The organism is Stenotrophomonas sp. T8 (assembly GCF_051853085.1).
Classification (GTDB): Bacteria; Pseudomonadota; Gammaproteobacteria; order Xanthomonadales; family Xanthomonadaceae; genus Stenotrophomonas; species Stenotrophomonas sepilia.
Genome location: NZ_CP195329.1, coordinates 4,070,178 through 4,095,564 on the forward strand (window position 1 = coordinate 4,070,178; position 25,387 = coordinate 4,095,564).

The window sequence follows — 25,387 nt, forward strand, 5'->3', positions numbered from 1 at the left end:
CTCAGGCCTCGGCGGCCGGGGTTTCACGCAGCTGGCGGTAGACCGCCGAAAGCTGGGACACGTCTTCGGCGGAGAACAGCAGCTTCAGCGCCGGCGAGACTTCGTGGCGGTCTTCCTGGCCGCTGAGGCGGGTCAGGATGTGGTTGTCCTTCATCTTCTGCACCGCCGATGCGACGCGACGGTTGAAGCCGGCGCGGTCGGTGGACAGGTTCTTTTCGTAGATGGCCAGCGCTTCGGCCATCTCGGCGTCGGCGACCACCGCGCGGTTGCCGCGCGCATCGGCCTCGGCCAGCTGCTGGCGCAGGTACAGCAGCAGCACCGAGTCGATGAAGGTCAGCGGGGAGGTGCGCAGCAGCACCGGCGCATCGACGTCTTCGGTATCGGCCTGGCGGGTGAACGCCACGCCACTGTCGCGGTCGAGCACCAGTTCCAGGAACAGGTCGGCCAGCGATGAGCGGATGGCCGCCTCGCTGCGGATCAGCGCCGGCCACAGCTTGGCGTGGCGCAGCTGGTCGATGCTGGGGCCGATCAGCAGCTGGCACAGCGCACGGCGCGCATCCAGCGGCAGGCGCCCGGTATCGCCGAGGTAGTACACGTCGTTGCCACGGCGGGGCTGCGCCACGGCCGCCACCGGCTCGGCCTCGTAGGCGTCTTCCGCCACGTCGGCCTGCGGTGCGTCGATGGGATCTTCATGCCAGCTCATGGCGTCTCTCCTGGGTGAACCAAACCAGCGGGATGCGGGCGCGACGGATCTGGCCGTCGCCACCACGCCATTGCGCAAGCTCCTGCTCGCCGGCGACCACGTTGCCGAAGCGCGTGCCCAGCGACAGGTAGCCGATGACGCTGCCAAGACCCTGCGGCGCTTCGCGCTGCGACAGGGCCTGGGCGATGCTGAGACGCGGCTGTGCATCGAGCAGGTCGTGCAGGTCGCGGCGCAGGGTGCGGAAATCGATTTCGGACGAGGCGACCAGATCGCCGACGCTTTCCAGGCTGATCGCGGCTGCGTCGTTGTATTCGACGTTGCCATCGACCTGGGCGCTGCGCGGATCGTGCAGTTTCCATTGCGACCACGAGCGCAGGCGGCTGGTGGTCAGCTGCAGGTCGCGGCCGATGCCGCGTTGTGCGGGGAACTCGTCGCGCAGAGCGAGCGCTTCGGACTGCGCCTGCTTGAGCAGCTGGTTGAGGCGACGCTGTTCCAGGTAGCCACGACTCTGCACGAAGCCGCGCAGGCTGCGCGCGAAGTTCTGCAGCACATCGTGCACCTGGCCACCGCGCTCGAGCATGGTGCTGGTGAAACCGCGCAGGAAGTTGCGTTCGTTGCGGTCCAGGCGGCGGGCGAAGCCGCGCGCCAGCACCGCTTCCAGTGCGGCATCGAGCTGGGCGCTCTGCTCGGCGTCGTTGAGCAGGCGCCAGAAGGCCTGGAAGCTGCGCCCGGCGTCACTTTCGCCGATCACGTCCACGCCTTCGAACAGCTGCGACAGCACATCGCCGCGCTCGCCCTCGTCGTCGATGATGCGTTCGCGGAACTCGCGGTTGAGCTGCTCGAAGTCGTCGCGCACGCGGCGGAAGTCCTCGGTCAGCTCGTCGGCCAGGCCGATGATCTGGCGCGCACGTTCCAGCGCGCGCTTGCCGTCCAGCGCGATCACACGGCCGGCGCCGACACGGGCAATCTCGGCGTCGATCCGGTCGCGCTCGTCGCGCAGCGCCGACAGGCGGGCGTCCGGATCGGATTCGGTCTGCGCGGCCAGCTGCGAGAGCTGTTCGATGACCAGCGCCAGGCGGCTTTCGGTGGCGGCCACACGGGCCTGCTCGAGGCCGTCGGCGAATCGGATCGCCTGCAGTGCCGCGGTCGACAGCTCGTACTGCTCCTGGTCGGCACCGTCGGGCAGGCGGCGTTCCAGCCAGCCCTGGGCCAGCCAGTGTGCGATATAGGCCTGCGCGGTACGCGGCAGCTCGCGCGACAGTTCGTCGCCGTTGAGCTGATCCAGCGCACGCTGCAGGCGCTCGTTGAGCACCGACGACGGCAGCGTGCGCTCGCCGTCCATCAGCAGCCCCTGCAGCAGGCCGATGATTTCCGGGGCGTGGTCGGCGGCAAGCAGCTTCCACTGGGGCTGTTCGCGCAGATGGCGGTAACGGGAGATGCGTTCGCGGTGCTTCATGCAGCGAAAGGAGTCATGAGGGCTGGCGGGGACGAGCAGCCGCCCGCGGCGGCCGCGCGGGCAGCCGTGGGCATGCCGGCCCGCAGAGGCCGGCGGAGTGCGGTCAAGCGGCTCAGCGCTTGCCGCCCACTTCGATGAAGCGCAGGAACTCGGCGCGGGTACGCGCGTCGTCGCGGAAGCTGCCCAGCATCTTGGAGGTGACCATGCTGACGCCGCGCTTGTGGATGCCGCGGGTGGTCATGCATTCGTGGGCGCCCTCGACGACCACGCCGACGCCGATCGGCTGCAGCACATCCTGGATGCACTGGGCGATCTGCGCGGTCATCTTCTCCTGCACCTGGAAACGGCGGGCGTAGGCTTCGACGACGCGGGCCAGCTTGCTGATGCCCACCACCTTGCCGGCCGGCAGGTAGCCGACATGCACGCGGCCGATGATCGGCGCCATGTGGTGTTCGCAGTGGCTTTCGTACTCGATGTCGCGCAGGACGATGAGTTCGTCATAGCCGGCCACTTCCTCGAAGGTGCGCTCCATGTAGGCGCGCGGGTCATCGCGGTAACCGCTGAACCAGTCGCCATAGGCTTCGGCGACACGGCGGGGGGTATCCAGCAGGCCTTCGCGGGACGGGTCCTCACCGGCCCAGCGCAGCAGGGTGCGCACGGCATCCTCGGCCTGGTCCTGGGTCACGTCGCCCTGCGGGGCGGCCTTTTCGTTGTTCTTGCTCATTGCGTACAGCGTCCCGAACGGGGGGCGAGCATCGTACCCGACCGGGGGGTGGGTCGTCCTGTTGGTCGGGTTCATCGGGGGTCGCTTGCGGCGCCTCATGGTTGCTGAGCGAGAGGGGGAGGGGCAGGCCAGGCAGGACACGCCGCAAGTACGTCCCTGTAGGCTCGGCCACGGCATCCATGCCGTGGACGGTCCTGCCCGGCCTGCCCCTCCACCTCTCCGACAATTTCCTGCTGGCGCGGCCGGACCGCCCGAAAGCGGGGTCAAAAGCTCGGGTTCATGGCTTCGGAAGAGCCGCGCGACTTCGCGACTGCTGTGGTGGGTGCGGACCGTTGGTCCGCACAGCTTTGGCTGCTGCTCCTGCCTTCAAAGAGCCAACCCACCGCGCCCGCGGGGTGATGGGAGGGAAGCGGGGGCCGGGCGGGGCAGGACCGTCCGCGGCATGGATGCCGCGGCCGAGCCCCCAAGGGTGAGGGCGCTTTGCTTGCGAGGCATGCCTCGCAAGCGCCCGAACGCACAGCCGCCAGCGGCTGGGCCGGACCCCGGAGGGGGGTTTACGGCGTGTCCTGCCCCGTCCGGCCCCCGCTGCCCCACCCGACACCAGGCAGGCGCAACGCTTTCCTCAACACACCCACCCATTCAGAAAAACCCATTGATAGGAATGAAATTAGTAGTATCCTATCTATCTCTTATGGACCGACCCCTCGACGAGCGCACCGTGCTGCAGATGCAGCTCAGCTCCGGCCTGCTTTATGCAGGGCGGCAGTGGCAGCGCCTGGCCGACAGCCGGCTCGGCAGCTATGGCATCTCCACCGCCTGCACCATGCCGTTGCTGATGATCGGCCGCTCCGGCGGTGGCATCCGCCAGGTGGCGCTGGCCCAGCAGCTGGGCATGGAGGGTCCTTCCCTGGTACGCCTGCTGGACAAGCTGTGTGCCAGTGGCCTGGTCCGCCGCGAGAGCGACGCCAGCGACCGCCGCGCCAATCTGTTGTGGCTGACCGACGAGGGCCATGCGCTGGTCAGCGAACTGGAAGATCAGTTGATCGGCCTGCGCCAGGACGTGTTCGGCGAGCTTTCCATGGATGAACTGCACGCCGTGCTGAAGGCATGGCGCCTGCTGGCCGAGGCCGCCGACCGCATCACGTAAGAGCGCTGCCCCCGAACACCGCCGCTGCCGTGCACACGCCAGCGGCTTTTGCCCGTTGCTGTTGTTTCGTTGTCCCTCCCCTCCCCCACCTCGTCCCCGCCCCTACCGATGCCCGGTGAATTCAGTCTCCACGGAGTGTTCGTCCCGACCCTGCTTGGGTTGATGGTGTTGGCCTATCTGGTCAACAGCGGCCTGCACGCGCTGCTGCAGCGTGCCGGCGCCTACCGCCATGTATGGCACCCGGCGCTGTTCAACCTGGCGCTGTACGGGATCGTGCTTGGCCTGCTGTTCCACCTCCTGCGTTGGATGCAATCGTGAACAAGATCGTGAAGAAGACCCTGCCGGTGCTGCTCACCAGCGCAGCCGTGATCGTCGCCCTGCTGGTGCTGCGCCAGCTGTGGGTCTACTACATGGATGAACCCTGGACCCGCGACGCCCACGTCGGCGCCGACGTGGTGCAGGTGGCGCCGGACGTGTCCGGGCTGGTGGAAACGGTGAACGTGGCCGACAACCAGGCGGTGAAGAAGGGCGACCTGCTGTTCGTCGTCGATCGCGCCCGCTACCGCATCGCGCTGGAGCAGGCCAAGGCCAGCCTGGCCGAGCGCCAGGCCTCGGTGGCACAGCTGCGCCGCGAGATCGGCCGCGACCGCAGCCTGCAGGACCTGGTCGCCGCCGAGGACGCCGAAGTGCGCCGCGCCAAGCTGCAGGCCGCACAGGCGGCGCTGGCCACCGCACAGGCGGCGGTCGACCTGGCCGAGCTCAACCTGGGCCGCACCGAGGTGCGCGCGCCGGCCGATGGCCGCGTCAACGACCGCACGATGCGCGTGGGCGACTACGTGGTGGCCGGCAAGCCAGTGCTGGCGCTGCTGGATACCGGCTCGTTCCGCATTGATGGCTATTTCGAGGAAACCCGATTGCGCGGCGTGGCGCCGGGGCAGCGCGTGGACATCCGCCTGATGGGCGAATCGGCACCGCTGCACGGCCATGTCGAGAGCATTGCCGCCGGTATCGAGGACCGCTACCGCAGCAACGGCAGCACCCTGCTGCCGAACGTGACCCCGGCCTTCGACTGGGTGCGGCTGGCGCAGCGCATCCCGGTGCGCATCGCCATCGACGAAGTGCCCAAGGGCGTTGAGTTGATTGCCGGCCGTACCGCCACGGTGACCGTGGACACCGGCCGCCATCCGCACAACGACAAGGCCGGCACTTCGCCGACACAGGCGGGCCTGTGAACGCCGCCCTGCCCCGTCTCGGCCTGATCGTCGCACTGGCCAGCCTGGCCGCGTGCAGAACCGTCGGCCCGGACTATGCACTGCCGGAAGGCTCGGCGTTCAAGCGCCCGGAGGCCAATGCGGCCTTCATCGATACGCAGAACCCGCAGGTCGCTGCCAACCAGGCGCTGCCCGACCGCTGGTGGTCGCTGTACAACGACCCGGTGCTGGACGGGCTGATCACCCAGGCACTGCGTGACAACGTGGAACTGAAGGCCGCCGATGCGCACCTGCGCCGCGCCGCCGCCGTGTACGAACAGGCGCTGGACGCGGGCGGATTCGAGTACGAGGCCGAGGCCGGCGTCAGCCGCGCGCAGCTGTCGGCCGAATCGTTCCTGCAGGAGCACGAGCTGCCGGTGATCAACCTGGCCGATGGCAAGTTCGCGGTCAGCTACCAGTTCGACCTGTTCGGCAAGCTCAAGCGCGGCGCCGAGGCAGCGCGTGCCGACGAGCAGTCCGTCGCTGCGGCGCGCGACCTGGCCCAGGTCAGCGTGGTCGCACAGGTGGCCGACAGCTACCTGGAAATCTGCCACGCCAACCACGAGCTGCACGTGGCCGAGCATTCGCTGCAGCTGCAGCAGCGCAGCCGCAGCGTCATCGAGCGCCTGATCGCGGCCGGCCGCGGCACGCCGCCGGAACTGGCCCGCGCCAATGCGCAGGTGGCACTGCTGGAGGCGGCACTGCCGCCGCTGCGCGCGCAGCGTTCGGCCGCGGCCTATTCGCTGGCCGCACTGCTGGGCCAGACCCCAGGCCAGTTGCCGGCCGGCGTGATCGACTGCGCGCACGCGCCCAGCCTGGCGCAGCCGCTGCCGGTCGGTGATGGCCGTGCGCTGCTGCAGCGCCGCCCGGACGTGCGCCAGGCCGAACGCAAGCTGGCCTCGGCCACCGCGCGGATTGGCGTGGCCACCGCCGAGCTGTATCCGGACATCCGTCTGGGTGCCTCGGTGGGTGCCGCCGGCCTGCTGGAAGACTTCGGCACGCCGATGACCCAGCAGTGGTCGATCGGCCCGCTGATCTCGTGGACACTGCCCTCCTCGGGCACGCATGCCCGCATCCACGCCGCCGAAGCCGGTGCCGACGCGGCCCTGGCCGAGTTCGACCACACCGTGCTGCAGGCACTGCGCGAGACCCAGACTGCGCTGGAACGCTATGCGCAGGACCTGCGCCGACTGCAGTCGCTGCGCGTGGCGCAGGAGCAGGCCGCGCTGGCCGCCGAGCAGAACCGCCGGCTGTACCAGGGCGGCCGCACACCCTACCTGTCCAGCCTGGATGCCGACCGCAGCCTGGCCACCAGCGACGCCACCCTGGCCGCCGCCGAAGCACAGGTCTCGCGCGACCAGATCCACCTGTTCCTGGTGCTGGGTGGCGGCTGGCAGGCATCGGTTGCCCCGGCTGTGCCGTCCACCGCACAGGCCTCGGCGAAGTAAGCCATGAACGCGCTGACCGATCGCCAGGCCTGGCTGTTCTCGATCAAGACCTACCTGGCCGCGGTGGCCGCGCTGTACATCGCCATGGCCGGCAACCTGTCGCGCCCGTACTGGGCGATGGGCACGGTGTACATCGTCAGCCAGCCGCTGCTGGGCCCGACCCGCGCCAAGGGCGTGTACCGGATCGTCGGCACACTGGTGGCCGGGCTGGCCACGCTGCTGGCACTGCCGGCGCTGGTGGAAACCCCGCTGGTGCTGAGTGCGGCAATGTCGATCTGGCTGGCCGGTTGCCTGTTCATGGCCCTGCTCAACCGCGGCCCTCGCGGCTACGCGTTCCTGTTGGCCGGCTACACCACCGCCTTCATCGGCTTCCCGGCAGTCACCTCGCCGGAGACCATCTTCGACACCGTGGTGGCGCGCAGCGAGGAGATCATCCTCGGCACGGTGGTGGCCGTGCTGTTTGCCTCGCTGCTGTTCCCGGCGTCGGTACGCCCGATGCTGCGCGCCCGCATCGGCAACTGGATGGAGGACGCCGCGCAGTGGTGCCGGCAGATCCTTGAGCGTGGCCGCGCACACGCGCCGCGCAACCGGTTGGCCGCCGATCTGGTGCAGTTCGAGGCGCTGATCGAATTCCTGCGCCGCGATGATCCACGCCATGCAGGGTCGGCGGTGTCGATGGAGCGCCTGCGCGAGCGCATGCTGCTGCTGTTGCCGGTGTTGTCGTCAATCGCCGATCGCCTGAGTGCGCTGCGCAGCGATGGCCAGGCCCTGCCGGATGGGCTGCCGGCGCTGGTCGACGACATCCGCGATTGGCTGGATGGCCCGACCAACGCCAGCGAGTACGCCCGCCTGCGCGCGCGCATCAGCGCGCTGAAGCCGCAGGTGGACCGCGACCTGCAGCACCTGCAGCTGGCCAGCCTGCTGCTGCGCCTGGAGGAACTGGTGGACCTGTGGCAGGACTGCCGCACCCTGCAGCACGCGATCGATCAGGGCACCGCGCCGTTGGATCGCGCGCACTACCGCATCCGCACCGAACGGGTGGCCGCCGACAAGCACGTCGACTACGGCATGGCGCTGTTCTCCGCGCTCAGTGCCGGCGTGGCGCTGATGAGTTACTGCGTGCTGTGGATAGCACTGGGCTGGGAAGGCGGCGGCAACGGCGCGATGATGGCGGCGGTGACGGCCGCATTTTTTGCCGCACAGGACGATCCGGCTCCCAGCATGGTGCAGTTCCTGGTGTGGGCGATGGTCGCCTCGGTAGTGGCGGGCGTGTACCTGTTCGGCGTGTTCCCAGCCGTGCACGACTTCGGCCTGCTGGCACTGGTGCTGGCGGTGGCCTTCCTGCCGCTCGGACTGCTGCTGCATCATCCGAAGAGTGCGCTGTTCGCGCTGCCGCTGACAGTCAATCTGGCCGCGCTGCTGAGCCTGCAGAACACCTACAGCGCCAACATCCAGACCTTCCTCAACTCGTCGATCGCGATGTTCATCGGCATTGGCTTTGCAGTGGTGATGACCCGCCTGTTCCGTTCGGTAGGTGCCGAGTGGACCGCGCGCCGGCTGGTGCGGCAGGGCTGGACCACGCTGGCCGAAGCCGCCGAAGGACGTGGCCAGCAGGATCGGCAGCGCTTCGCCGCACGCACGCTCGACCTGCTGGGCCTGCTCGCACCGCGCCTGGCAGCGACGCCGGAGGGCAGCGACATCGCCTCGGTGGACATGCTCAACGAGGCGCGCATCGGCCTGAACATCCTGCAGCTGCGTCGTGCACGGCTGGAACTGCCCGAGCGCAGCCGCGAAGCCGTCGAGCACATCCTGGAAGAGATCGCTGGGCACTACCGGCGGCAGATCGCGGCGCGCAAGCCGATTGCTGCAGACCAGGCGCTGCGCGAGCGGCTGGATACGTCGCTGGGCCGGGTCGGCAGCGTGGCCGCCTGCAAGGCCCGCGACGAAGCGCTGATGGGCCTGATCGGCCTGCGCTTCGCGCTGTTCCCAGAGGCCAAGGCGCTGGCGCCGGGCTTGGCGATGAGTGCAGCCGAACAGCTCTAGCGGGATACCCTGTGCGTCCACAGACCCCGTTGCCGGGGTCGGATCCTTCGCCGCGGGCGAAGGCGCTGACCCCTGCTCTGCACAGGAAGATCCAATGAGTTACGACATGATGGTGTTCGAGGCCAGCACCGCGCCACGCGAGGCGGCGGCTTTCATCGCCTGGTTCGAAAAGCAGACGCAGTGGAACGAGCGCCACGAGTATGACGACCCGGCCGTCAGCAGCCCGGCGCTGCAAGCGTGGTTTGCGGAGATGGCGCAGGAATTCCCGCCGTTGAACGGACCACTGAGCAACGACGATGACGACCGCGCCGAGGTGACCGAGTACAGCATCGGCCGGCAGGTGATCTACGGCGCGTTCGCCTACTCGGTGGCCGAGCGCGCGCACGGGCGGGTGCAGGATCTGGCCGAGAAGCACGGCGTGGGCTTCTTCGACGTGAGTGCGGATGAAGCGGCGATCGTGTTTCCGGATGGGTTGGTGCTGATCGCGTAGATCCACGCCATGCGTGGATGACCACCAGAACGATCGAAGCGCGCTTTTGTAGAGTCGAGCCACGCTCGGCTTCGTGGCCCATCAGCCGAGCATGGCCCGGCTCTACAGGCAGCGCATCACGCCCGCGTCAGAACAACGTGCCCTGCACCGTGGGCTGTTCGATGCGCGCTGGTTGTTCGGCCACATCTTCGGCACCCAACCGCCAGGCCAGGCCGCCCAAGCGGCTGGCGTGCCGTTTCAGTGCGGCCTGCAGCACGTCGGCGCTGCCGGCCACATGCAGTACCTGGCGGGCGCGGGTCAGGCCGGTGTAGACCAGTTCGCGTGACAGCACGCGGCTGTCCTGGCGTGGCAGCTGCAACCACACTTCATCGAACTCCGAGCCCTGTGCCTTGTGCACGGTCATCGCAAAGGCGCTTTCGTGCGCGGGCAACGCAGCCGGGTGGAAGGCGCGCGGGTGGTCGACGCTGTCGCCGGGGAACCAGGCCACCATCGCGCCGCTGCCATCGCGCAGGCAGATGCCGATATCACCATTGAACAGGCGGTGCCGGTAGCTGTTCTCGGTGACCAGCAGCAAGCGGCCCTGGAAGTAGCCCGGGGTGTTGCCAGCCAGCAGCTGTTCGATGCGGCTGTTGAGCCCACGCGCACCTTGCGGGCCTTCGCGCAGCGCGGTCAGCACGCGCAGGCGACCGGCCTGCTGCAGGGCACGTACCGGATCCGCGGCCTCGGCCAGTGCACGCCAGTGGCCCAGCAGGTGCTCGCGCTGACCGCGCAATGGATCGGCTTCGCCTTCGTGGAAGTGCACGCCGGCCAGTTCACCACTGCGCAGCAGCTGCAGCGCGGTGCCGCTGTCGCCTTCACGCACGGCATGCGCCAGCGGTGCCAGGTCCAGCGCATCACTCTGCCGGTAGCCGCGTTGCAGCTGTACGCGACGGCCGGCGAAGGCGCGTGGTGCGGCCTGCGGCTGCAAGGTGGCCGGTGCCAGCAGGCCATGCAGCGCCAGCGCATCGTCGGCGCGGGTGCCGATGCCATCGCCGCTGGCGCGCAGGATCGCGCTGAGCACATCACCGGCTTCGACCGACGGCAACTGATCGGGATCGCCGAGCAGGATCAGGCGGGTGCCGCTGGCAATTGCATCGACCAGCTTGGCCATCATCGGCAGATCGATCATCGACGCTTCGTCGACCACCACCACGTCCACCGCCAGCGGATTGTCGGCGTGGTGGCGGAAGCGTGGTGAGTCGGGAATCACGCCGAGCAGTCGATGCAGGGTGGTGCCGCTGCTGGGCAGTGCCGCGCACAGTGTCGGATCCAGTCCCTGTTCCTGCAGGCGTTGCACGGCCATGCGCAGGCTCTCGGCCATCCGCTCGGCGGCGCGACCGGTGGGCGCGGCCAGCGCCACCTCGGGCAGCGGCTGGCCGGCGTGCCGGGCCTGCGCGGCCAGCAGCAGCAACAGGCGTGCGATGGTGGTGGTCTTGCCTGTGCCGGGGCCGCCGGTGACCAGCGCCAGCGGATGGCGCAGCGTCACGCCGGCTGCGCGTGCCTGGTGATCTTCGCCGCACGATGCGTGCGGGAACAGCTGCGCGAACAACGGCGCCAACGCTGCCATGTCCGGCGCCGGCAGCGGATGCCGGCCGATGCGCTGCAGACCGGTGGCCAACTGGCGCTCGTACTCGCGGTAGCGGCGCAGGTACAGCAGCCCGTTCTCCAGCACCAAGGGGGCATCCCCGGCGATGGCGTCAGCCTGCTCCGGTGTGGCCACCCAGGGCGATGCGCGCAGCTGCGCCAGCCAGGCCTGCGCGGCGGGCCACTCGGGCACGCCTTCCAGCAACCGCTGCGGTTGTGCCGGATCGAACGCGGCGTGGCCCTGCGACACCGCCAGCGAAGCCAGCGCCGCCGCCAGTGCCACATTGTCGGGCGTGTCGTCGCGCAACCGCTGCAGGCTGGTCGCCAATGCGTGGTCGAGGGTGCGCAGCAGGCCCTTCTGGTGCAGTTCCTTCAGCAGGCTCATGCGCTGGCTCCTCGGGCACGCGCGGCGAGCTGGGCCTGGGCCTGCTCGCCGCCGGCGAACAGCGCGTCGAGTGCATCCACCAGCGCGAACGGGAAACGATCCACGTGCACGCCATTGCCGTTGCCATCCAGGCCGCGGCAGAACAGGTAACGGATGCCGCCCATGTCGCGCTCGTAGTCGTAGGCGGCGCCCAGGCGGAAGCGCAGCCAGCGATGCAGGGCCACGGTGTAGATCAGCGCCTGCAGATCGTATTCGCTGTGGCGCATGGCAATGGCCAGCAGGTCCGGGCTGTAGCCGGGCAGGCGGTTGGACTTGTAGTCGAGCACGTACCACCGGCCATCACGCACGTAGGTCAGGTCGATCATGCCGGTCATCAGCCCCTCCAGGCGGCGGCGCTGGCCGAAACCGCGGCGGCCACTGGAAACACCGTGCGCATGCAGCACCTGCAGCAGCGCCGGCACCGTGGTCGCCTCGATGGCGAAATGGAAGTCGATTTCGGCGCGGCGCTCGCCTTCACCGAGGCTGTACAGCGCACCGCCTTCGGGCAGCGGTACGGTCAGCGTGTGGCCCACCAGCGGCACCAGCACCGCTACGCCATCGTCCAGATCGACGTCGGCATAGCCCTCATCGTGCAGCGCCTTGCGCAGCACCTCGACCTGGCCCTCGGGAGCTTCCCGGCCTGGTTGCCAGTCAGCCCATGCGGCGAAGTCGACGTTTTCCATTGCCTCGTGCAGCACGTTGCCGAAGCGGCTGCCCATGAAACGCGGGTCGAGCGGCGCGCTGTCCTCGGCCTCCGCGGCGGCTTCCGGCAGTGCCGGTTCCAGCGGCAGCTCCGGGCCGGTGGGTTCGTCGGCTGCCGGCGCCGGCAGCGCGGTGGCAGCGGCTTCGATGTCACTGCCCGCGCCGGCATCGGCGTTGGCCAGCTGGGTGAAGCTGTACACCCACCAGTCGTGCGGAACGCGCCGGGTCAGTGCACGCACCGCCGGAAGATCCCCTTCCACTTCGGCCGCCAGCTGCGGCAGCGCAGCCGGTACCTCACTGTCATCGATGCGCACATCGGCATGCGCGCGCAGCGCCTGCAGGTCACCCAGCAGCGGTGCCAGCCGCGTCCTGCCGAGCCCGGCCAGATCACCCACGGCGATCCACAGCGCGTGCTCGGCGCGGGTCAGGCCGACATACAGCAGGCGCGCATCCTCGGCACGCTGCTCGCGCTCGCGCTGCGCAGTGGCCGCTTCCCAGGCCTCGTCCTTGCCCAGCTTCCAGTGCAGCTGGCGCTGGCCGCCCACATGCACCGTGCAGTGCGAGGCGGTGTTGGGCGCACCGCCGTCGATGCCCACGAAGGGCAGGAACACCAGCGGGTACTCCAGGCCCTTGCTCTTGTGCAGGGTGATGATCTGCACGCGGCGCGCATCCGATTCCAGGCGCAGCAGCTGCTGCTCGTCATCCTGGTCGGCGCTGGCCATCTGGCCCTGCAGCCAGTCCAGCAGGCCGTGCATGCCCAGCGCCTGCGCCGAGGCTTCCTGCAGCAGTTCGCCCAGCTGCAGGTAGTTGGTCAGGCGGCGCTCGCCATCGATCAGCGCCAGCAGGCGTTCGCCCTGCGCGGCGCAGACGTCGGCGATCACCGCGAACGGGCCGCCGCGCTGCCAGCGCTCGCGCCAATGCAGAAGCTGCGCCTGGAACCCGCGTTGCAGGTCGCCCTCGTGCTCCATCGCCGCGATCGCACTGGCGCGCTGGCCGAGCAGCACCGTCGCCAGCGCCGCGCGCAGGCGGCCCTCGTCAGCCGGCTGCAGCAGCGCCAGCAGCAGTGCACGCAGATCACGCGCTTCGCTGGTGGCGAACAGGCTCTGCTTGCCCGCTGCCACGGCAGGAATGCCGACCACGGCCAGCGCGCGCTGCACCAGTGTGGCCTCGCGATGCGAACGCACCAGCACCGCGATGTCACCCGGCTGTACCGGGCGCCCACGCAGCACCGCATTGCCGGCGCGCGCCGCGACCAGGATCTGGTGGATCGCCGCCACACAGGCCTGGGCGGCTGCTTCGCGCGAGGCATCGGCACTCATCGCCTTGTCACCGCCACTGCGCAGCACGCGCAGAGTGAGTGCCGGGGCGGCATGGCCGTCGCGCTGGTAGTCCGCATCGCTGCGCACGCCACCGGGCCGCACCGGCTCGAACTGGATGCCACGCTCGTGGAAGGCGTCTTCGCCACCGTTGTCGTACAGCGCCTGCAGCGCGCGCAGCACGGCCGGTCGCGAGCGGAAGTTCTGGTCAAGCACCGGCGCCTGTTGCGCCGCCCGCTTGGCCTTCAGGTAAGTGTGGATATCACCGCCGCGGAAACCGTAGATCGCCTGCTTGGGATCGCCGATCAGGAACAGCGCCGGTGCCAGGCCGAGCTCGCGCACTTCCGGTGAATCGCCGAACACGGTGTGGAAAATGCCCCACTGACGGTCGTCGGTATCCTGGAACTCATCGACCAACGCGATGCGGTACTGCGCGCGCAGCTGCTTGACCAATGCCAGCCGCTGCGGGCCTTCCAGGGCCAGTGCCACGCCATCGATCAGATCGTCGTAGGTCTGCACCCGGCGGGTGCGCTTCAGCGCCTGCAGGCGCTGTCTGGCTTCAGCGCGAAGCACGTGCAGGAAGTTCAACGCGGTGGCACGGAGCCAGGCATCGCGTTCGGCCAGAAGCGCGACATAGCGGGCCAACGGCGCCTGCAATGGCGACGATGGCGTGCGCTCGGCGAATTTCTTGTTGGTCTTGGCTGCCAGCGCCTCCGGCAGCAGTGCCGGCAGGCGCTCGCTGGTCAGCAGCTCGCGCGGGTCGGCGCGTTCGGCCCAGCCCAGCAGTTGCCGGCCCAGCGGGTGCAGCCAGCCCAGCTTGTACGACACGCCGTTGATCCATTTGTTGTCGACCGCATCGCAGAGGTCGATGAAGAACTGCTCGCCATGCTCGCGCACGCTTGCGGACAGCTCTTCGGCAACACTCTGCAGGGCGGCCTGCGGATCGGGCAGCGCCACCGCCTGTGGCAACGGGTGCAGCGGCGGCGCGGCCAGCAACGCGCGCAGATCGGCGACCAGTGCGTCCGGGGTGGACCACAGCCAGGTCAGCGGTTCCAGCGTGGCCGGGTCATTGGCATATACCCGCCACAGGTCTGCCGCGAGCGCTTCCAGCAACTCACGGTCGCTGGCCAGCAGCTCCGGCGGATCAAAGGTGTGGCCGCTCTCCAGCGCATGCTCGCGCAGCACGCGGGTGCAGAAGCCATGGATGGTGAAGACGGACGCAAGGTCGATCTCATCGGCGGCGACCTGCAGGCGGCGCTTCAGTGCAGCGGCGCGCTCGGTACCTCCCTGCAGATGGCGCTGCAGCACCTCGCGGGTCAGCCGCACGTCCGGTGCTTCGCCTTCGACCGGTTCCAGATCGACCAGTCGCGCCGCCAGCGCCAGGCGCTCGCGGATGCGCTTGCGCAGTTCCTGGGTAGCCGCATCGGTGAAGGTCACCGCCAGGATCTGTCCGATGCGCAGGCCCTGCTCTACCACCAGGCGGGTAAACAGCGTAGCCAGGGTGAAGGTCTTGCCGGTACCGGCGCTGGCTTCGATCAGGCGGATGCCATCCAGCGGCAGGGCCAGATAGGGATCGACCGTCATGCACTGGGCTCGCTCATCGATGAAGGCGGGGCTCATGCGCTGCCCTCCTGGCGCGTTTCGGCGCCGAGGGTGCGGCCTTCGCGCACCGCGCTGAAGACCACCTGGCTGTTGCGCAGCAGCTCGGCATAACTGGCATCGGAGGCGAACGGGTCGGCACCCCGCAGCAGCAGCTGCCAGGCGTCGCTGCTGGATTCACCCCAGCTGCGGTCGCTGCCGTGCCACTGCTTCCAACCCTCGCTGCGCTGTTTTTCTGCCGGCGCGTTGTACAGCACCCAGCCGGTATACGGGGCAAAGCGCAGCGGCTCACGCAGGCCGCGCTGGCGCAACTGCAGCAGCGCGCGCAGCGCCGCGCGTGCAGCAGGCGCGCTCAGTGCCGGCAGTACATGCGGGCCGGGACCGGCGTCGCCGCCATCGTGGAACTGCACAAGGGGCAGTGCGTCGCCGGCGGCGTTGGCCAGCAGCCAGTCCAGGCCCTGGCGGATCACTGCATTGCCATTGAGCGTGCCGGCGCGCAGCCGCACCAGGCCTTCGGGATGCCGATCGGCCACGCGGCCGTGCAGGCGCACGCCATCGATGTCCACTTCGTAGCGACGGCTTTCCAGCGGCTCGCCCTGCATCCAGCCCAGCAACGCACTGGCATACGGACGGGTCTTCAACTGCTCCACCTCGAACTGGCGCTGGCCCAATGGACCGGACGGCAGCAGGCCACGCGCGCGCAGCCGCGGGTACAACGGTTCGGTATCGCCACTGAGCGTGGCGCGCACCACCGCCGCCTGCACGCTGCGCTTTTCCGGGCCGCGCGATGACAGCACCAGCGGTTCCAGGTCATCAACTTCCCCGGCATCGTCGGCCAGGCGCAGGCCCATCGACTGTGCGAGGAACTGCCCGGCCGGGTCGCACAGGAAGCGGCGCAGGGTGTCGAGCGCGAGCTCGTCTTCCACCGCATCGTCGAGCGGCGGCGGCAGCGGGGCATCGAACCACGGCTGCAGGCCCCCACGCTGGCCGGTGAGGCGGCCGGCAGCGGGATGCCATTGCCGCCGATAGCTGAAGCGGCGTGGATCGCCATCTCCGAACGCCGCCGGTGAGAACGGCTGCAGTGCATGGCGCACGGTAAAGTCGCGGACCGCCGCAGGCGGATCGAGGTGATACGCGGCGGCGGCATCGATCAGTTCACTGACCAGCACCGACGGCTCACGTACGCTGCCATCGCGTGGATCGGCGCCGAGGTAGCTGAGGTAGAACACCTCCTGCGCGGCGGCGAACAGCTGCAGGAACAGGAAGCGGTCGTCTTCGCGGGTGGAGCGATCGCCCGGGCGGCGGCGTGGCGTGTCCAGCTCGGCGGTGAGCTGGTTGAGGCCCGCGGCCGGGTCACGACGCGGGAAATCGCCATCATTGAGACCGAGCACGCAGATCACCCGGAACGGCAGCAGGCGCATCGGCACCATGCGGCCGAAACTGATGCCACCGGTCAGCAGCGGCGCGCGCGTATCGGCCTCACCCAGTACACCGGCGAAGTGCGAACGCACCACCTCAGGCGGCACGCCGTCTTCGAACCCGGCCTTGGCGGCATCGTCGGCGAACTGATTCAGCAGCTTGCGCAGGCGCTCGAGGGCACGCTGGCTGTTGGGAGAGCTGGGCGCGGTCGGCAGCAGCGCGTCCAGCAGCGACAGCAGCCGTTGCCGCCACTGCGCCGGGGTCAGCAGTTCGCCGAGGCGACGCTGGTAGACCGCCAGCACGCGCAGCAGCCGCAGCAGCCGGTCCAGTGCTTCCAGCGCGCCGCCTTCCAGCTCGATCCACGGCGCCACGCCGGCCAGGTCCGCCTCGCTGCCGGTGGCGTGACCGAGCACCAGGCGGTCCAGTGCGAACTGCCAGGTGTAGGCGTCGTCGGCCGGCGCCTGGTGCTGGTTGCGGTGCTTCGCATCCAGGCCCCAGCGTGCGCCGGCCTGCTGCAGCCAGCCATGCAGGCGATCGAAGTCCACTGCTTCCAGCCCGGCCGCTTCGGCCAGCGGCGCGCTGGCGAGCAGGTCCAGCACCTCGTTCAGGCCGAAACGCGAGACCGGCAGGCCCAGCAGGTGCACGAACACATCGGCCAGCGGCTCTCCTGCCAGTGGGCTGCTGTCGGCCAGCGCGTAGGGAATGTGCTCCTCCTCGCCGCCGCGGCCGCCGAACACCGCCTCCAGGTACGGCACATAGGGATCGATGTCCGGCGCCAGCACCGCGATCTCGCGCGCCTGCAGCGGCGGGTCGAAGCGAGGGTCCTGCAACAGGCTTCTCAGCTGGTCGTGCAGCACCTGCAGCTCGCGCAGCCGGGTGTGGCAGGCATGCACGTGCAGGCTGGGGTCGTCGCTGCGCAGCCCATCGCGCAGCACGCCCGAGGGCAGTGCGCGACGGTGGAACAGATCGCGCTGCAGGCGATGCAGCAGGCTGTCGGACAGGCCGCCTTCGTCAAGGGTCGGCCGGGTGTCTTCCTCCGGATCCGAATACGCGGCAATCTCGCCGGCCGGGTGCACCACCTCGTAGCTGCCCAGCACCGCCATGAAGTCGCGGCCGGCCGCACCCCAGGCTTCCAGCAGGCGGTTCTCACCAGCCGCTTCACCGAAGGGATCGGGTGCGCCGCTGCGCAGGCGCTCGGCCAGCGTCTGCAGGTCACCCCAGTACGACTGCACCGGAGTGGGCATATAGAAGTGCAGCTCGCCCACCCGCGCCTGGGTGGCCATCACCCGCAGCACGTCGGGCGAGATGTTGAGCGTCGCGAACGCGGACATGCGCGGTGGCAGGCCCTGTGGCAGCGGCTGGCCGGCGCCCTCGAAGCGATCCAGGTACGCCTGGATGCGGCGCGCGCGGTAGTCGCGGCCATGGGCGATGGTGCGCCAGAGGATCGCCTGCGGGTCGGCCGGGTCGGCGCCGGCCTCCCAGCGCAGCAACCAGTCGCGGCGCCAGGCCTGGTACTTCTCGAACACCGACGCCAGTTCACCGGCCAGTGCCCACGGCTTCAGGGCGTCGCCGCCGGCAAGATAGGACTGCAGCGCGCGCATCGGTGGCTGCGCCAGCAGCGCCGGGTCGCGCAGTGCCTGGTACAGCTTCCAGTGCAGGCCCGCCGCGTCCAGGTCGTCGCGTTCGCCCGGCACATTGGCATTGAGTGCACGGGCAACGAACTCGCCCGGGGTCAGGAACTCGAGGTTGGCGGCCACGCCATATTCGGCAGCGAGTGTCGCTTGCAGCCAACGCCGCATCGCCACCTGCGGGATCAGCACCACCTCCGGCGCGAGCAACGGCTGGCCCGGAACCGGCACACGCACGTTGCGCGCCAGCAGCGCAGCCAGCACGTCCAGGGAGTTGGAATGGTAGAGGCGGAAATCGCTGCCCGGGTCACTCATCATGCACAGTGTGCAGCACGGCAGGCAGTATTCAATGGCCCGCCCATCGCCGGTACGGATTGTTCCGCGCTGCCAGCCGATTGTCCCGGCCTGGCAAGGGTCTTGCCGTGCCACAATACTGGACCGTCCAGTCTGCTTATGTTCAGCCGACGGGCCCGATCCTTCGATGTCTAAAAAGCGTTAATGGTGCCCATGTCGGCTTCCACCTCCAGTCTGGTGCAGTTATCCAACGTCCGCATCGACCGGAGCGGGCGCACGATCCTGCGCGACGTGTCGCTGCAGGTGCCCAAGGGCAGCATCACGGCCGTGCTGGGCCCGTCCGGCAGTGGCAAGTCGACCCTGCTGGCGGCACTGACCGGCGAACTGCGTCCGGTCGCCGGCGAGGTCACCCTGTTCGGCAAGCCGATCCCGCATGACAGCGGCGCGCTGCTGGAAATGCGCAAGAGCGTGGGTGTTCTGCTGCAGGGCAACGGCCTGCTGACCGATCTGACCGTCGCCGAAAACGTCGCGCTGCCGCTGCGCACGCATACCCGCCTGCCGACCGCCGTGCTGCGCCGGCTTGTGCAAATGAAGCTGCATGCCGTGGGCCTGCTGGCCGCTGCCGATGCCTGGCCGCGCGAACTGTCCGGTGGCATGGCGCGCCGCGTCGCGCTGGCCCGTGCGCTGGCGCTGGACCCGCCGCTGATGATCTACGACGAGCCACTGACCGGGCTGGACCCGATCGCCTCCGGCGTGATCATGAGCCTGATCCAGCGCCTCAACCACAGCCTGGGCCTGACCAGCATCATTGTCAGCCACCACGTGCACGAGACCCTGCCGATCTGCGACCAGGTGATCGCCATCGCCAATGGCGGCATCGTGTTCCAGGGCACGCCGGAGGCGCTGCAGTCCAGCCAGGACCCGTTGCTGCGGCAGTTCCTGCACGGCCAGCCCGATGGCCCCATTCCGTTCGATGCCGCGCCGCGCGCGAGGGTCGCCTGATGCCGTTCGTCCAAGCCACCCGCTCGCTGGGTCGCGCCGGCCTGTTCTCGCTGACCGTGCTGCGTGGTTCGCTGCCGACCCGTGATTTCCTGGCCGAGCTGACCCGCGAGATCTACAAGATCGGCGCGCGCTCGCTGCCGATCATCGCCGTCGGTGGTGCCTTCGTCGGCCTGGTGCTGACCCTGCAAGGCTACCGCACGCTGACCACCTTCGGAGCGGCCGACGCGCTGTCGACCCTGCTCGGCCTGTCGCTGTACCGCGAACTGGCGCCGGTGCTGACCGCGCTGCTGTTCATCGGCCGCGCCGGCAGCTCGATCGCCGCCGAACTGGGCCTGATGCGCGCCACCGACCAGATCAAGGCACTGGAGCTGATGGCGATCGACCCGGTGGCCAAAGCCGTCGCGCCGCGCTTCTGGGCGGCGGTGCTGACCGTGCCACTGCTGACCGGCATCTTCTGCTCGCTGGCGATCAGCGCCAGCTACTTCGAAGCGGTGCATGTGCTGGGCCTGGACAATGGCGTGTTCTGGTCGGCACTGCGCAACAGCGTCGATTTCTGGGATGACTTCGGCGTGGCGATGCTGAAGTCGGCGATCTTCGGCGGCACCGCAGCGCTGGTCGCCGCCTATGTTGGTTTCCACGCCGAGCCGACCATCGAGGGCACCTCGGTGGCGACCACCCGTGCGGTGGTCAATGCCTCGCTGCTGGTGCTGATGTTCAACTTCGTGCTGTCGGCAATGTTGTTCACCTAACCCCTCCACCGGCGGTGCGCAGGCGCGCGCGGCCACCACGACTCGATCAGGTAATCCACATGGCCATCCGCGGTCCCAGACTCGAATTCTCCGTCGGCGCATTCCTGCTGCTGGCCCTGGCCTCGCTGATGGTGCTGGCCGTGGCCTCGACCAACCAGCGCTGGAGCTGGGGCAGCCAGGGCTACGAGCTGAAGGCGCGCTTCTCCCAGGTCGGCCAGCTGCGCAAGCAGGCGCCGGTGAAGATCAGCGGCGTCACCGTCGGCCAGGTCGCCTCGATCGACCTGGATCCGGTGAAGTTCGAATCCATCGTGACCCTGCGCATGGACAGCAAGGTCAAGGACCTGCCGGCGGACACCTCGGCGGGCATCTTCACCAGTGGTTTGCTCGGCGAGAGCTATATCGGTCTGCAGCCGGGCGGTGACCCGGACATGCTGAAGGCCGGTGACGAGATCGTCTTCACCCAGCCGGCGGTGGACCTGATCCAGCTGGTCGGCAAGTACATGTTCAGTGGCGGCGCCGGTGGCGGCGCTGCTCAGAAGCCCAACGAAGGCGCGCAGGCGCCTGCAACGGAACCGCAACCATGAAAATGAAACTGATTCCCGCCCTGCTCGCCTCGGCGCTGCTGATGGCCACCCCGTTCCTTGCCCAGGCCCAGGCGGTCGCCCCCGCCGCTGCCGCAGCGCAGGGCCAGGCCGGCAAGGTGGTGATCGATGCCAGCACGCGCATCCTCACCACCCTGCAGCAGCGCCGGAGCGAGTTCAGCAGCAATCCGGCCAGCCTGCGCAGCTACATCGACAGCGAACTGAACCGCACCTTCGACCGCGACTATGCGGCACGCCTGGTGCTGGGCACGCACGCCCGCGGCGCCTCGGATGCCGACATCAAGCTGTTCGCCGATGCCATGGCCGACAGCCTGATGCAGCGCTACGGTTCGACCCTGCTCAACATCCAGGGCAAGCCGAGCTTCCGTCTGAAGGGTGAGAGCCCGCTGCCGGGCAACCGCGGCGTGCGAGTGACCACCGAACTGGTGCGCGCCGGCAGCGAACCGACCCCGGTCGAGTACTGGATGCGCAACGTGAACGGCCAGTGGAAGATCTTCGACGTCAACATCGAAGGCATTTCCTACGTGCAGACCTTCCGCAACCAGTTCGATACGCCCTTGCGCCAGAAGGGCATCAAGCAGGTGGCCAGCGAACTGCACAGCGGCAGCATGCAGGCCGGGCCGGCGGGCAATGGCAAGTAACGCACTGGCGCTGCTGGAAGGCGACACCCTGCGCCTGCGCGGGGTGCTCGACCGTGCCGCGGTGATTGCACTGTGGCCGCAACTGCAGGCCCTGCCAGCCAAGCTGGCGCGGCTGGAGCTGGGCGAGGTCGAGCGCGTGGACAGCGCCGGCCTGGCCCTGCTGGCCGAACTGGCCTCCCGGGCACGCAAGGCGGGCCATGCGCTGGCCATTTCCGGCGCGCCGGCCGGCTTCAACGAGCTGAGCGCGGCCTACCGGCTGTCGCCCGACCTGGACTTCAACGCTACTTCTGCTGCGAGCTGACATGAACGTCGTACGCACTTTCCCCCTGATCCTCCTGGCCACCGCCCTGACCGCCTGTGCCGGCAAGCCCGCGCGCAGCGACGCACCGGTCGCCAGCACCGTGGTCCCGGCCGGCGCTCCCGCCGAAGCGACGCCCGCCGACACCGGCGTGACCGAGGTGGCCCCGGTGGACAACCCGCCGATCGCCACCGCTGCGGCGCCGACCCCGCCCGCAACCAGTGCCGATGCCGATGCGGCCAAGACCGCCGCAGCCACTGCACCGGGCGGTGATGATGATTTCGACGCCCTGTACGGTGGTACCGGCGACACCGGCAGTGCGGCCGCCTATGACCCGTGGGAACCGTTCAACCGCAAGGTGCACAAGTTCAACAACGCGGTCGACCGTGGCATCGCCCGCCCGCTGGCCACGGCCTACACCCACGTGGTGCCACGCTTCGCGCGTACCGGCGTCAGCAACTTCTTCAGCAATCTGCGCGCACCGGTGACCATCACCAACCAGCTGCTGCAGGGCCGCGGTGCCGATGCGTGGGACAGCCTCGGCCGCTTCCTGATGAACAGCACGCTGGGCATCGGTGGCCTGTTCGATCCGGCCAGCAAGGCGATGGTGCCGCGTCGCAATGAAGATTTCGGCCAGACCCTGGGTGCCTGGGGCTGGCGTCGTTCGCGCTACGTGGAACTGCCGTTCTTCGGCCCGCGTACCGTGCGCGATGTGTTCGGCCTGGCCGGTGACATCCCGTTGTCGCCGATCCGCCGCATCGAGGAAGACAAGGTCCGCATCGGCCTGCAGGGCCTGCAGCTGGTCGACACCCGCGCACAGCTGCTGGCGATCGATGATCTGCGCGACACCGCCGTGGACGAGTACTCGCTGGTGCGCGATGCGTGGATGCAGCGCCGCAACTACCAGATCGAGAACGACCTGCGCAGCAAGCGCGACCGCGGCCATGACGATGCCAATTCGCCGATCCCCGTGGATGCGATGCCGATGCCGAACTGGAGCAACTGATCGCTGCAACCCGTGCATGAAAAAACCCCGCCTCGGCGGGGTTTTTCTTTTCCGGCAGGTGCCAACCCGGATTGGCACGCTTTGCTCAGGCCACCAGCGCGGCCTCGATGGCGTCGCGCAGGCGCACGTCATCGGCCGCCACGTCCGGGGCAAAGCGTGCAATCACCTTGCCATCACGGCCGACCAGGAACTTCTCGAAGTTCCACAGCACCGCCGGTGCCGGATGGATCGGGATCTCCTTGCTGGCCAGGCGCTCGCGCAGCGGGCCTTCGCCGATCGACTGCGGCTGCGCGGCGGTCAGCTGCTGGTACAGCAGGTGGGTGTCCTCGCCAGCCACGCTGATCTTGGAGAACATCGGGAAACTGACGTCGTAGGTGAGCTGGCAGAACTGCTGGATCTCCGCCTCGCTGCCCGGCTCCTGGCCAAGGAAGTTGTTGGCGGGGAAGCCCAGCACTTCCAGGCCCTGCGCATGCTTTTCCGCATACAGCGCCTGCAGGCCTTCGTACTGCGGGGTCAGGCCGCACTTGGAGGCGACGTTGACCAGCAGCAGCACCTTGCCCTGGTAGTCGGCAAGCGAGGACGGCTGGCCGTCGATGGTGGTGAGGGGAATGTCCTGGATCGGGGTGCTCACGCGGGGCTCCGGCTACGGCGGGAATGGCCCACCAGCATAGCGCCGCGCGCGCTGTTGTAGAGCCGAAACCATGCTCGGCTGATGGCATGGCAGCCGAGCATGGGCTCGGCTCTACAGGACATCCTCAATCCACGCAGATCGTACCCTGCGCCTTGCCGTCCTCGATACGCTGGCGGCAACCGAAGTTCTGGCTGGCATCACGCTGGCAGGTACCGGACGCCGCATCACCGGCCACTGCCTCGCCTGCGGCCAGGCACTGGCCCGTGCAGTCGCTTTTGCGGCTGCAGGCCTTGCCGGCGTCGGCATAGGGAATCACGCATTGCTCGCGCTGCAGCCGGCCGAGCCGCTGCAGGGTGCCACCGGCGGCCTGGCAGTCGACGTCGCGTGCTTCGCGGTAGGCCTCGACCGCTTCGGGGGTGCTGGAGGCGGCCTGCGTGGTCGTGCCCACGGTCGTTGGCGCGCTGCCGCAGGCGGCGAGCAGCGCGGTCAGGACAAGGCTGGTGAAGCGGGGCAGGCGCATGGCGGTACCTGGTCGAAGCGGACAGGCCGCCAGCATACCCATCGGCGATGCAGGCGGCGTGTCAGCGTGGCTCAGGCCTCGTCGCCTTCGCCGTCACTGCCTTCCTCCTCGGCCACCGCATCACCCTCGGCCAGGTCGCCGAGCAGCGACTGCGCCTGTTCGGACGCCAGCGACTCCACGCCACGCAGGCGGCGTTCGATGGTGCGGGTCTTGCGGCTGGCCTCGCCGATGCTGCGGCCAACGGTAGTGATCTGCTTCTCGGCCTTTTCCAGGATGCCGGCGAACTTGCCGAACTCGCTCTTGACCGCACCCAGCAGGCTCCACACTTCGCTGGATCGCTTTTCAATGGCCAGCGTGCGAAAGCCCATCTGCAGGCTGTTGAGCAACGCAGTGACCGTGGTCGGTCCGGCCACCACCACACGGTGCTCGCGCTGCAGCAGGTCAACCAGGCCCGGGCGCCGGATCACCTCGGCATACAGGCCTTCGGTGGGCAGGAACATCACCGCGAAGTCCGTGGTGTGCGGTGGCACGATGTACTTGTCGCAGATCGACTTGGCCTGCACGCGCACCGCGCGCTCCAGCTGGATGCCCTGCAGGCGCACGCCTTCGGCATCGCCCTGTTCCTGTGCGTCCAGCAGGCGCTCGTAGTCCTCGCGCGGGAACTTGGAGTCGATCGGCAGCCACACCGGCGTGTCGTCGCTGCTGCGGCCCGGCAGGCGCACGGCGATATCGACCATCTCGCCACTATCCGGGCGCACCCTCACCGCACGCGCGTACTGTTCCTGGGTGAGTGTCTGCTCGAGGATGTTCTCCAGCTGCACTTCGCCCCAGCTGCCGCGGTTCTTGACGTTGGTCAGCACGCGCTTGAGGTCGCCCACGCCGGTGGCCAGCTGCTGCATCTCGCCGAGGCCACGCTGCACCTGTTCCAGGCGCTCGGAGACGAGCTTGAAGGAATTGCCCAATCGCGTTTCCAGCGTCGACTGCAGCTTCTCGTCCACGGTGTGGCGCATCTGCTCCAGCTTCTGCGCGTTGTCGTTCTGCAGCGCGCGCAGCTGTTCCTCCAGCGTGGCACGCATCTCGGCGATGCGCTGCTCGTTGCGCTGTGTCAGTTCCTGCAGGCGCAGGCCCAGACTGTCGGTCAGGCGCTGCTGCGACAGCGCGCCCTCCTCGCGGCCCTTGCGTGCATCGTCCACCAGGGTCTGGCGCAGCGCCCCGAGCTGGGTATCGGTGCGCGCAGTGAGCTCCTGCAGCTGCTGGCCAAACGCATGGATGCGTGCCTCCTGCTGCTGGCCGAAGGTCTCCAGCTGACCGCGCAGTTCCTGCAGCCGCTGCCCCATCAATGCTGCGCCGCGCTGCTGGCTATCGGCCACTTCAGCGCGCGCTTTGCGGGCATCTTCGCCCAGCGCTTCGCGCAGCAGGTCCAGGCGCTGATCGGTGCGGGTGGACAGATCGGTCAACGCGCGGGCGAAGCCATCGAGCTGTTCGCGCAGTTCGCTGCGCCCGGCGCGCGCCTCCTCGCGCACGGCCTGTTCCAGGCGGTCATGCGGCGGGCGGCGCAGCAGGGCGACCAGCTGCAGGATGAGCACGGCCAATAGAAGGCCGGCAATGAGCAGGTATTCGGTTTGCATGGGGCAAGTGTAGGCTGGCCGAGTCTCAGCTGCTGCGTCAGGAC

21 protein-coding genes are annotated in these 25,387 nt (G+C 68.9%); 12 read left to right on the forward strand and 9 right to left on the reverse strand.

Annotated features, from left to right (window positions below; translation table 11 throughout):
* Position 1: 1 nt before the first annotated feature.
* From ACSDHM_RS18820 to folE, 3 genes are all read right to left on the reverse strand, one after another.
* A complete protein-coding gene (locus tag ACSDHM_RS18820; RefSeq protein ID WP_005421303.1) occupies positions 2-703 on the reverse strand; it encodes a DUF4194 domain-containing protein in 702 nt (233 codons plus the stop codon).
* On the reverse strand, positions 690-2,159 hold the full coding sequence (locus ACSDHM_RS18825; RefSeq protein WP_072168749.1) for a DUF3375 domain-containing protein: 1,470 nt from the start codon (positions 2,157-2,159) through the stop codon (positions 690-692). The genes ACSDHM_RS18820 and ACSDHM_RS18825 overlap by 14 nt, the downstream gene beginning before the upstream one ends.
* A 112-nt stretch (positions 2,160-2,271) precedes the next feature.
* The gene (gene folE, locus ACSDHM_RS18830; RefSeq protein ID WP_004141296.1) at positions 2,272-2,883 is read right to left on the reverse strand and encodes a GTP cyclohydrolase I FolE; all 612 of its coding nucleotides are present in this window, start codon (positions 2,881-2,883) and stop codon (positions 2,272-2,274) included.
* Positions 2,884-3,574: 691 nt separating this feature from the next.
* On the opposite strand from folE, the gene ACSDHM_RS18835 reads away from it, so the two are divergent.
* From ACSDHM_RS18835 to ACSDHM_RS18860, 6 genes are all read left to right on the forward strand, one after another.
* Positions 3,575-4,030 (forward strand): MarR family winged helix-turn-helix transcriptional regulator, encoded by a 456-nt coding sequence (locus ACSDHM_RS18835; RefSeq protein WP_005421298.1) that lies wholly within the window; start codon positions 3,575-3,577, stop codon positions 4,028-4,030.
* 108 nt (positions 4,031-4,138) lie between these two features.
* Entirely contained in the window at positions 4,139-4,348 is a 210-nt protein-coding gene (locus ACSDHM_RS18840; protein ID WP_025875651.1) for a DUF1656 domain-containing protein, read from the forward strand.
* Positions 4,345-5,262, forward strand: a complete 918-nt coding sequence (locus tag ACSDHM_RS18845; protein ID WP_072168751.1) for an efflux RND transporter periplasmic adaptor subunit — start codon at positions 4,345-4,347, stop codon at positions 5,260-5,262. The genes ACSDHM_RS18840 and ACSDHM_RS18845 overlap by 4 nt, the downstream gene beginning before the upstream one ends.
* Entirely contained in the window at positions 5,259-6,728 is a 1,470-nt protein-coding gene (locus ACSDHM_RS18850; RefSeq protein ID WP_334272086.1) for an efflux transporter outer membrane subunit, read from the forward strand. The genes ACSDHM_RS18845 and ACSDHM_RS18850 overlap by 4 nt, the downstream gene beginning before the upstream one ends.
* 3 nt (positions 6,729-6,731) lie before the next feature.
* A complete protein-coding gene (locus tag ACSDHM_RS18855) occupies positions 6,732-8,771 on the forward strand; it encodes an FUSC family protein (protein WP_252745436.1) in 2,040 nt (679 codons plus the stop codon).
* A gap of 94 nt (positions 8,772-8,865) precedes the next feature.
* Positions 8,866-9,261 (forward strand): hypothetical protein, encoded by a 396-nt coding sequence (locus ACSDHM_RS18860; RefSeq protein ID WP_072168754.1) that lies wholly within the window; start codon positions 8,866-8,868, stop codon positions 9,259-9,261.
* Between the two features lie 127 nt (positions 9,262-9,388).
* Here ACSDHM_RS18860 and recD read toward each other — a convergent pair whose 3' ends face one another.
* Genes recD through recC form a run of 3 tightly spaced genes read right to left on the reverse strand, consistent with a single transcriptional unit; the run spans position 9,389 to position 18,290 of the window.
* On the reverse strand, positions 9,389-11,269 hold the full coding sequence (recD, locus tag ACSDHM_RS18865) for an exodeoxyribonuclease V subunit alpha (RefSeq protein ID WP_072168755.1): 1,881 nt from the start codon (positions 11,267-11,269) through the stop codon (positions 9,389-9,391).
* A complete protein-coding gene (gene recB, locus ACSDHM_RS18870) occupies positions 11,266-14,946 on the reverse strand; it encodes an exodeoxyribonuclease V subunit beta (RefSeq protein WP_439426492.1) in 3,681 nt (1,226 codons plus the stop codon). The genes recD and recB overlap by 4 nt, the downstream gene beginning before the upstream one ends.
* A complete protein-coding gene (gene recC / locus ACSDHM_RS18875; protein ID WP_439426493.1) occupies positions 14,943-18,290 on the reverse strand; it encodes an exodeoxyribonuclease V subunit gamma in 3,348 nt (1,115 codons plus the stop codon). Before recC ends, recB begins: the two co-directional genes overlap by 4 nt.
* A gap of 189 nt (positions 18,291-18,479) precedes the next feature.
* On the opposite strand from recC, the gene ACSDHM_RS18880 reads away from it, so the two are divergent.
* From ACSDHM_RS18880 to ACSDHM_RS18905, 6 genes are read left to right on the forward strand one after another with little or no spacing between them, the layout of a single operon-like run.
* On the forward strand, positions 18,480-19,268 hold the full coding sequence (locus ACSDHM_RS18880; protein ID WP_010487485.1) for an ABC transporter ATP-binding protein: 789 nt from the start codon (positions 18,480-18,482) through the stop codon (positions 19,266-19,268).
* Positions 19,268-20,017, forward strand: coding sequence for an MlaE family lipid ABC transporter permease subunit (locus ACSDHM_RS18885; RefSeq protein WP_005414955.1), 750 nt, complete (start codon positions 19,268-19,270; stop codon positions 20,015-20,017). Before ACSDHM_RS18880 ends, ACSDHM_RS18885 begins: the two co-directional genes overlap by 1 nt.
* Positions 20,018-20,076: 59 nt before the next feature.
* Positions 20,077-20,601: an outer membrane lipid asymmetry maintenance protein MlaD gene (mlaD, locus tag ACSDHM_RS18890; RefSeq protein WP_438914986.1), complete on the forward strand. Its 525-nt coding sequence runs from the start codon at positions 20,077-20,079 to the stop codon at positions 20,599-20,601.
* Entirely contained in the window at positions 20,598-21,260 is a 663-nt protein-coding gene (locus ACSDHM_RS18895) for an MlaC/ttg2D family ABC transporter substrate-binding protein (protein WP_334272090.1), read from the forward strand. The genes mlaD and ACSDHM_RS18895 overlap by 4 nt, the downstream gene beginning before the upstream one ends.
* Positions 21,250-21,561: an STAS domain-containing protein gene (locus ACSDHM_RS18900; RefSeq protein WP_049417176.1), complete on the forward strand. Its 312-nt coding sequence runs from the start codon at positions 21,250-21,252 to the stop codon at positions 21,559-21,561. Before ACSDHM_RS18895 ends, ACSDHM_RS18900 begins: the two co-directional genes overlap by 11 nt.
* Position 21,562: 1 nt before the next feature.
* Entirely contained in the window at positions 21,563-22,564 is a 1,002-nt protein-coding gene (locus ACSDHM_RS18905) for an MlaA family lipoprotein (RefSeq protein ID WP_353080540.1), read from the forward strand.
* 85 nt (positions 22,565-22,649) lie between these two features.
* On the opposite strand, the gene ACSDHM_RS18910 is transcribed toward ACSDHM_RS18905, so the two are convergent.
* The 3 genes from ACSDHM_RS18910 to rmuC form a co-directional block, all read right to left on the reverse strand.
* On the reverse strand, positions 22,650-23,195 hold the full coding sequence (locus ACSDHM_RS18910) for a glutathione peroxidase (protein WP_252745431.1): 546 nt from the start codon (positions 23,193-23,195) through the stop codon (positions 22,650-22,652).
* Positions 23,196-23,319: 124 nt separating this feature from the next.
* The gene (locus ACSDHM_RS18915) at positions 23,320-23,715 is read right to left on the reverse strand and encodes a hypothetical protein (protein WP_088496513.1); all 396 of its coding nucleotides are present in this window, start codon (positions 23,713-23,715) and stop codon (positions 23,320-23,322) included.
* Positions 23,716-23,786: 71 nt separating this feature from the next.
* Positions 23,787-25,343: a DNA recombination protein RmuC gene (gene rmuC / locus ACSDHM_RS18920; RefSeq protein ID WP_088496512.1), complete on the reverse strand. Its 1,557-nt coding sequence runs from the start codon at positions 25,341-25,343 to the stop codon at positions 23,787-23,789.
* Between the last annotated feature and the right edge of the window lie 44 nt (positions 25,344-25,387).

Excerpts from the sequence above, each read along its gene's own strand:
- ACSDHM_RS18820 (WP_005421303.1), bottom strand. The coding sequence starts at position 703 with ATGAGCTGGCATGAAGATCCCATCGACGCACCGCAGGCCGACGTGGCG.
- ACSDHM_RS18825 (WP_072168749.1), bottom strand. The coding sequence starts at position 2,159 with ATGAAGCACCGCGAACGCATCTCCCGTTACCGCCATCTGCGCGAACAG.
- folE (WP_004141296.1), bottom strand. The coding sequence starts at position 2,883 with ATGAGCAAGAACAACGAAAAGGCCGCCCCGCAGGGCGACGTGACCCAG.
- ACSDHM_RS18835 (WP_005421298.1), top strand. The coding sequence starts at position 3,575 with ATGGACCGACCCCTCGACGAGCGCACCGTGCTGCAGATGCAGCTCAGC.
- ACSDHM_RS18840 (WP_025875651.1), top strand. The coding sequence starts at position 4,139 with ATGCCCGGTGAATTCAGTCTCCACGGAGTGTTCGTCCCGACCCTGCTT.
- ACSDHM_RS18855 (WP_252745436.1), top strand. The coding sequence starts at position 6,732 with ATGAACGCGCTGACCGATCGCCAGGCCTGGCTGTTCTCGATCAAGACC.
- ACSDHM_RS18860 (WP_072168754.1), top strand. The coding sequence starts at position 8,866 with ATGAGTTACGACATGATGGTGTTCGAGGCCAGCACCGCGCCACGCGAG.
- recD (WP_072168755.1), bottom strand. The coding sequence starts at position 11,269 with ATGAGCCTGCTGAAGGAACTGCACCAGAAGGGCCTGCTGCGCACCCTC.
- recB (WP_439426492.1), bottom strand. The coding sequence starts at position 14,946 with ATGAGCCCCGCCTTCATCGATGAGCGAGCCCAGTGCATGACGGTCGAT.
- recC (WP_439426493.1), bottom strand. The coding sequence starts at position 18,290 with ATGATGAGTGACCCGGGCAGCGATTTCCGCCTCTACCATTCCAACTCC.
- ACSDHM_RS18880 (WP_010487485.1), top strand. The coding sequence starts at position 18,480 with ATGTCGGCTTCCACCTCCAGTCTGGTGCAGTTATCCAACGTCCGCATC.
- ACSDHM_RS18885 (WP_005414955.1), top strand. The coding sequence starts at position 19,268 with ATGCCGTTCGTCCAAGCCACCCGCTCGCTGGGTCGCGCCGGCCTGTTC.
- mlaD (WP_438914986.1), top strand. The coding sequence starts at position 20,077 with ATGGCCATCCGCGGTCCCAGACTCGAATTCTCCGTCGGCGCATTCCTG.
- ACSDHM_RS18895 (WP_334272090.1), top strand. The coding sequence starts at position 20,598 with ATGAAAATGAAACTGATTCCCGCCCTGCTCGCCTCGGCGCTGCTGATG.
- ACSDHM_RS18900 (WP_049417176.1), top strand. The coding sequence starts at position 21,250 with ATGGCAAGTAACGCACTGGCGCTGCTGGAAGGCGACACCCTGCGCCTG.
- ACSDHM_RS18905 (WP_353080540.1), top strand. The coding sequence starts at position 21,563 with ATGAACGTCGTACGCACTTTCCCCCTGATCCTCCTGGCCACCGCCCTG.
- ACSDHM_RS18915 (WP_088496513.1), bottom strand. The coding sequence starts at position 23,715 with ATGCGCCTGCCCCGCTTCACCAGCCTTGTCCTGACCGCGCTGCTCGCC.
- rmuC (WP_088496512.1), bottom strand. The coding sequence starts at position 25,343 with ATGCAAACCGAATACCTGCTCATTGCCGGCCTTCTATTGGCCGTGCTC.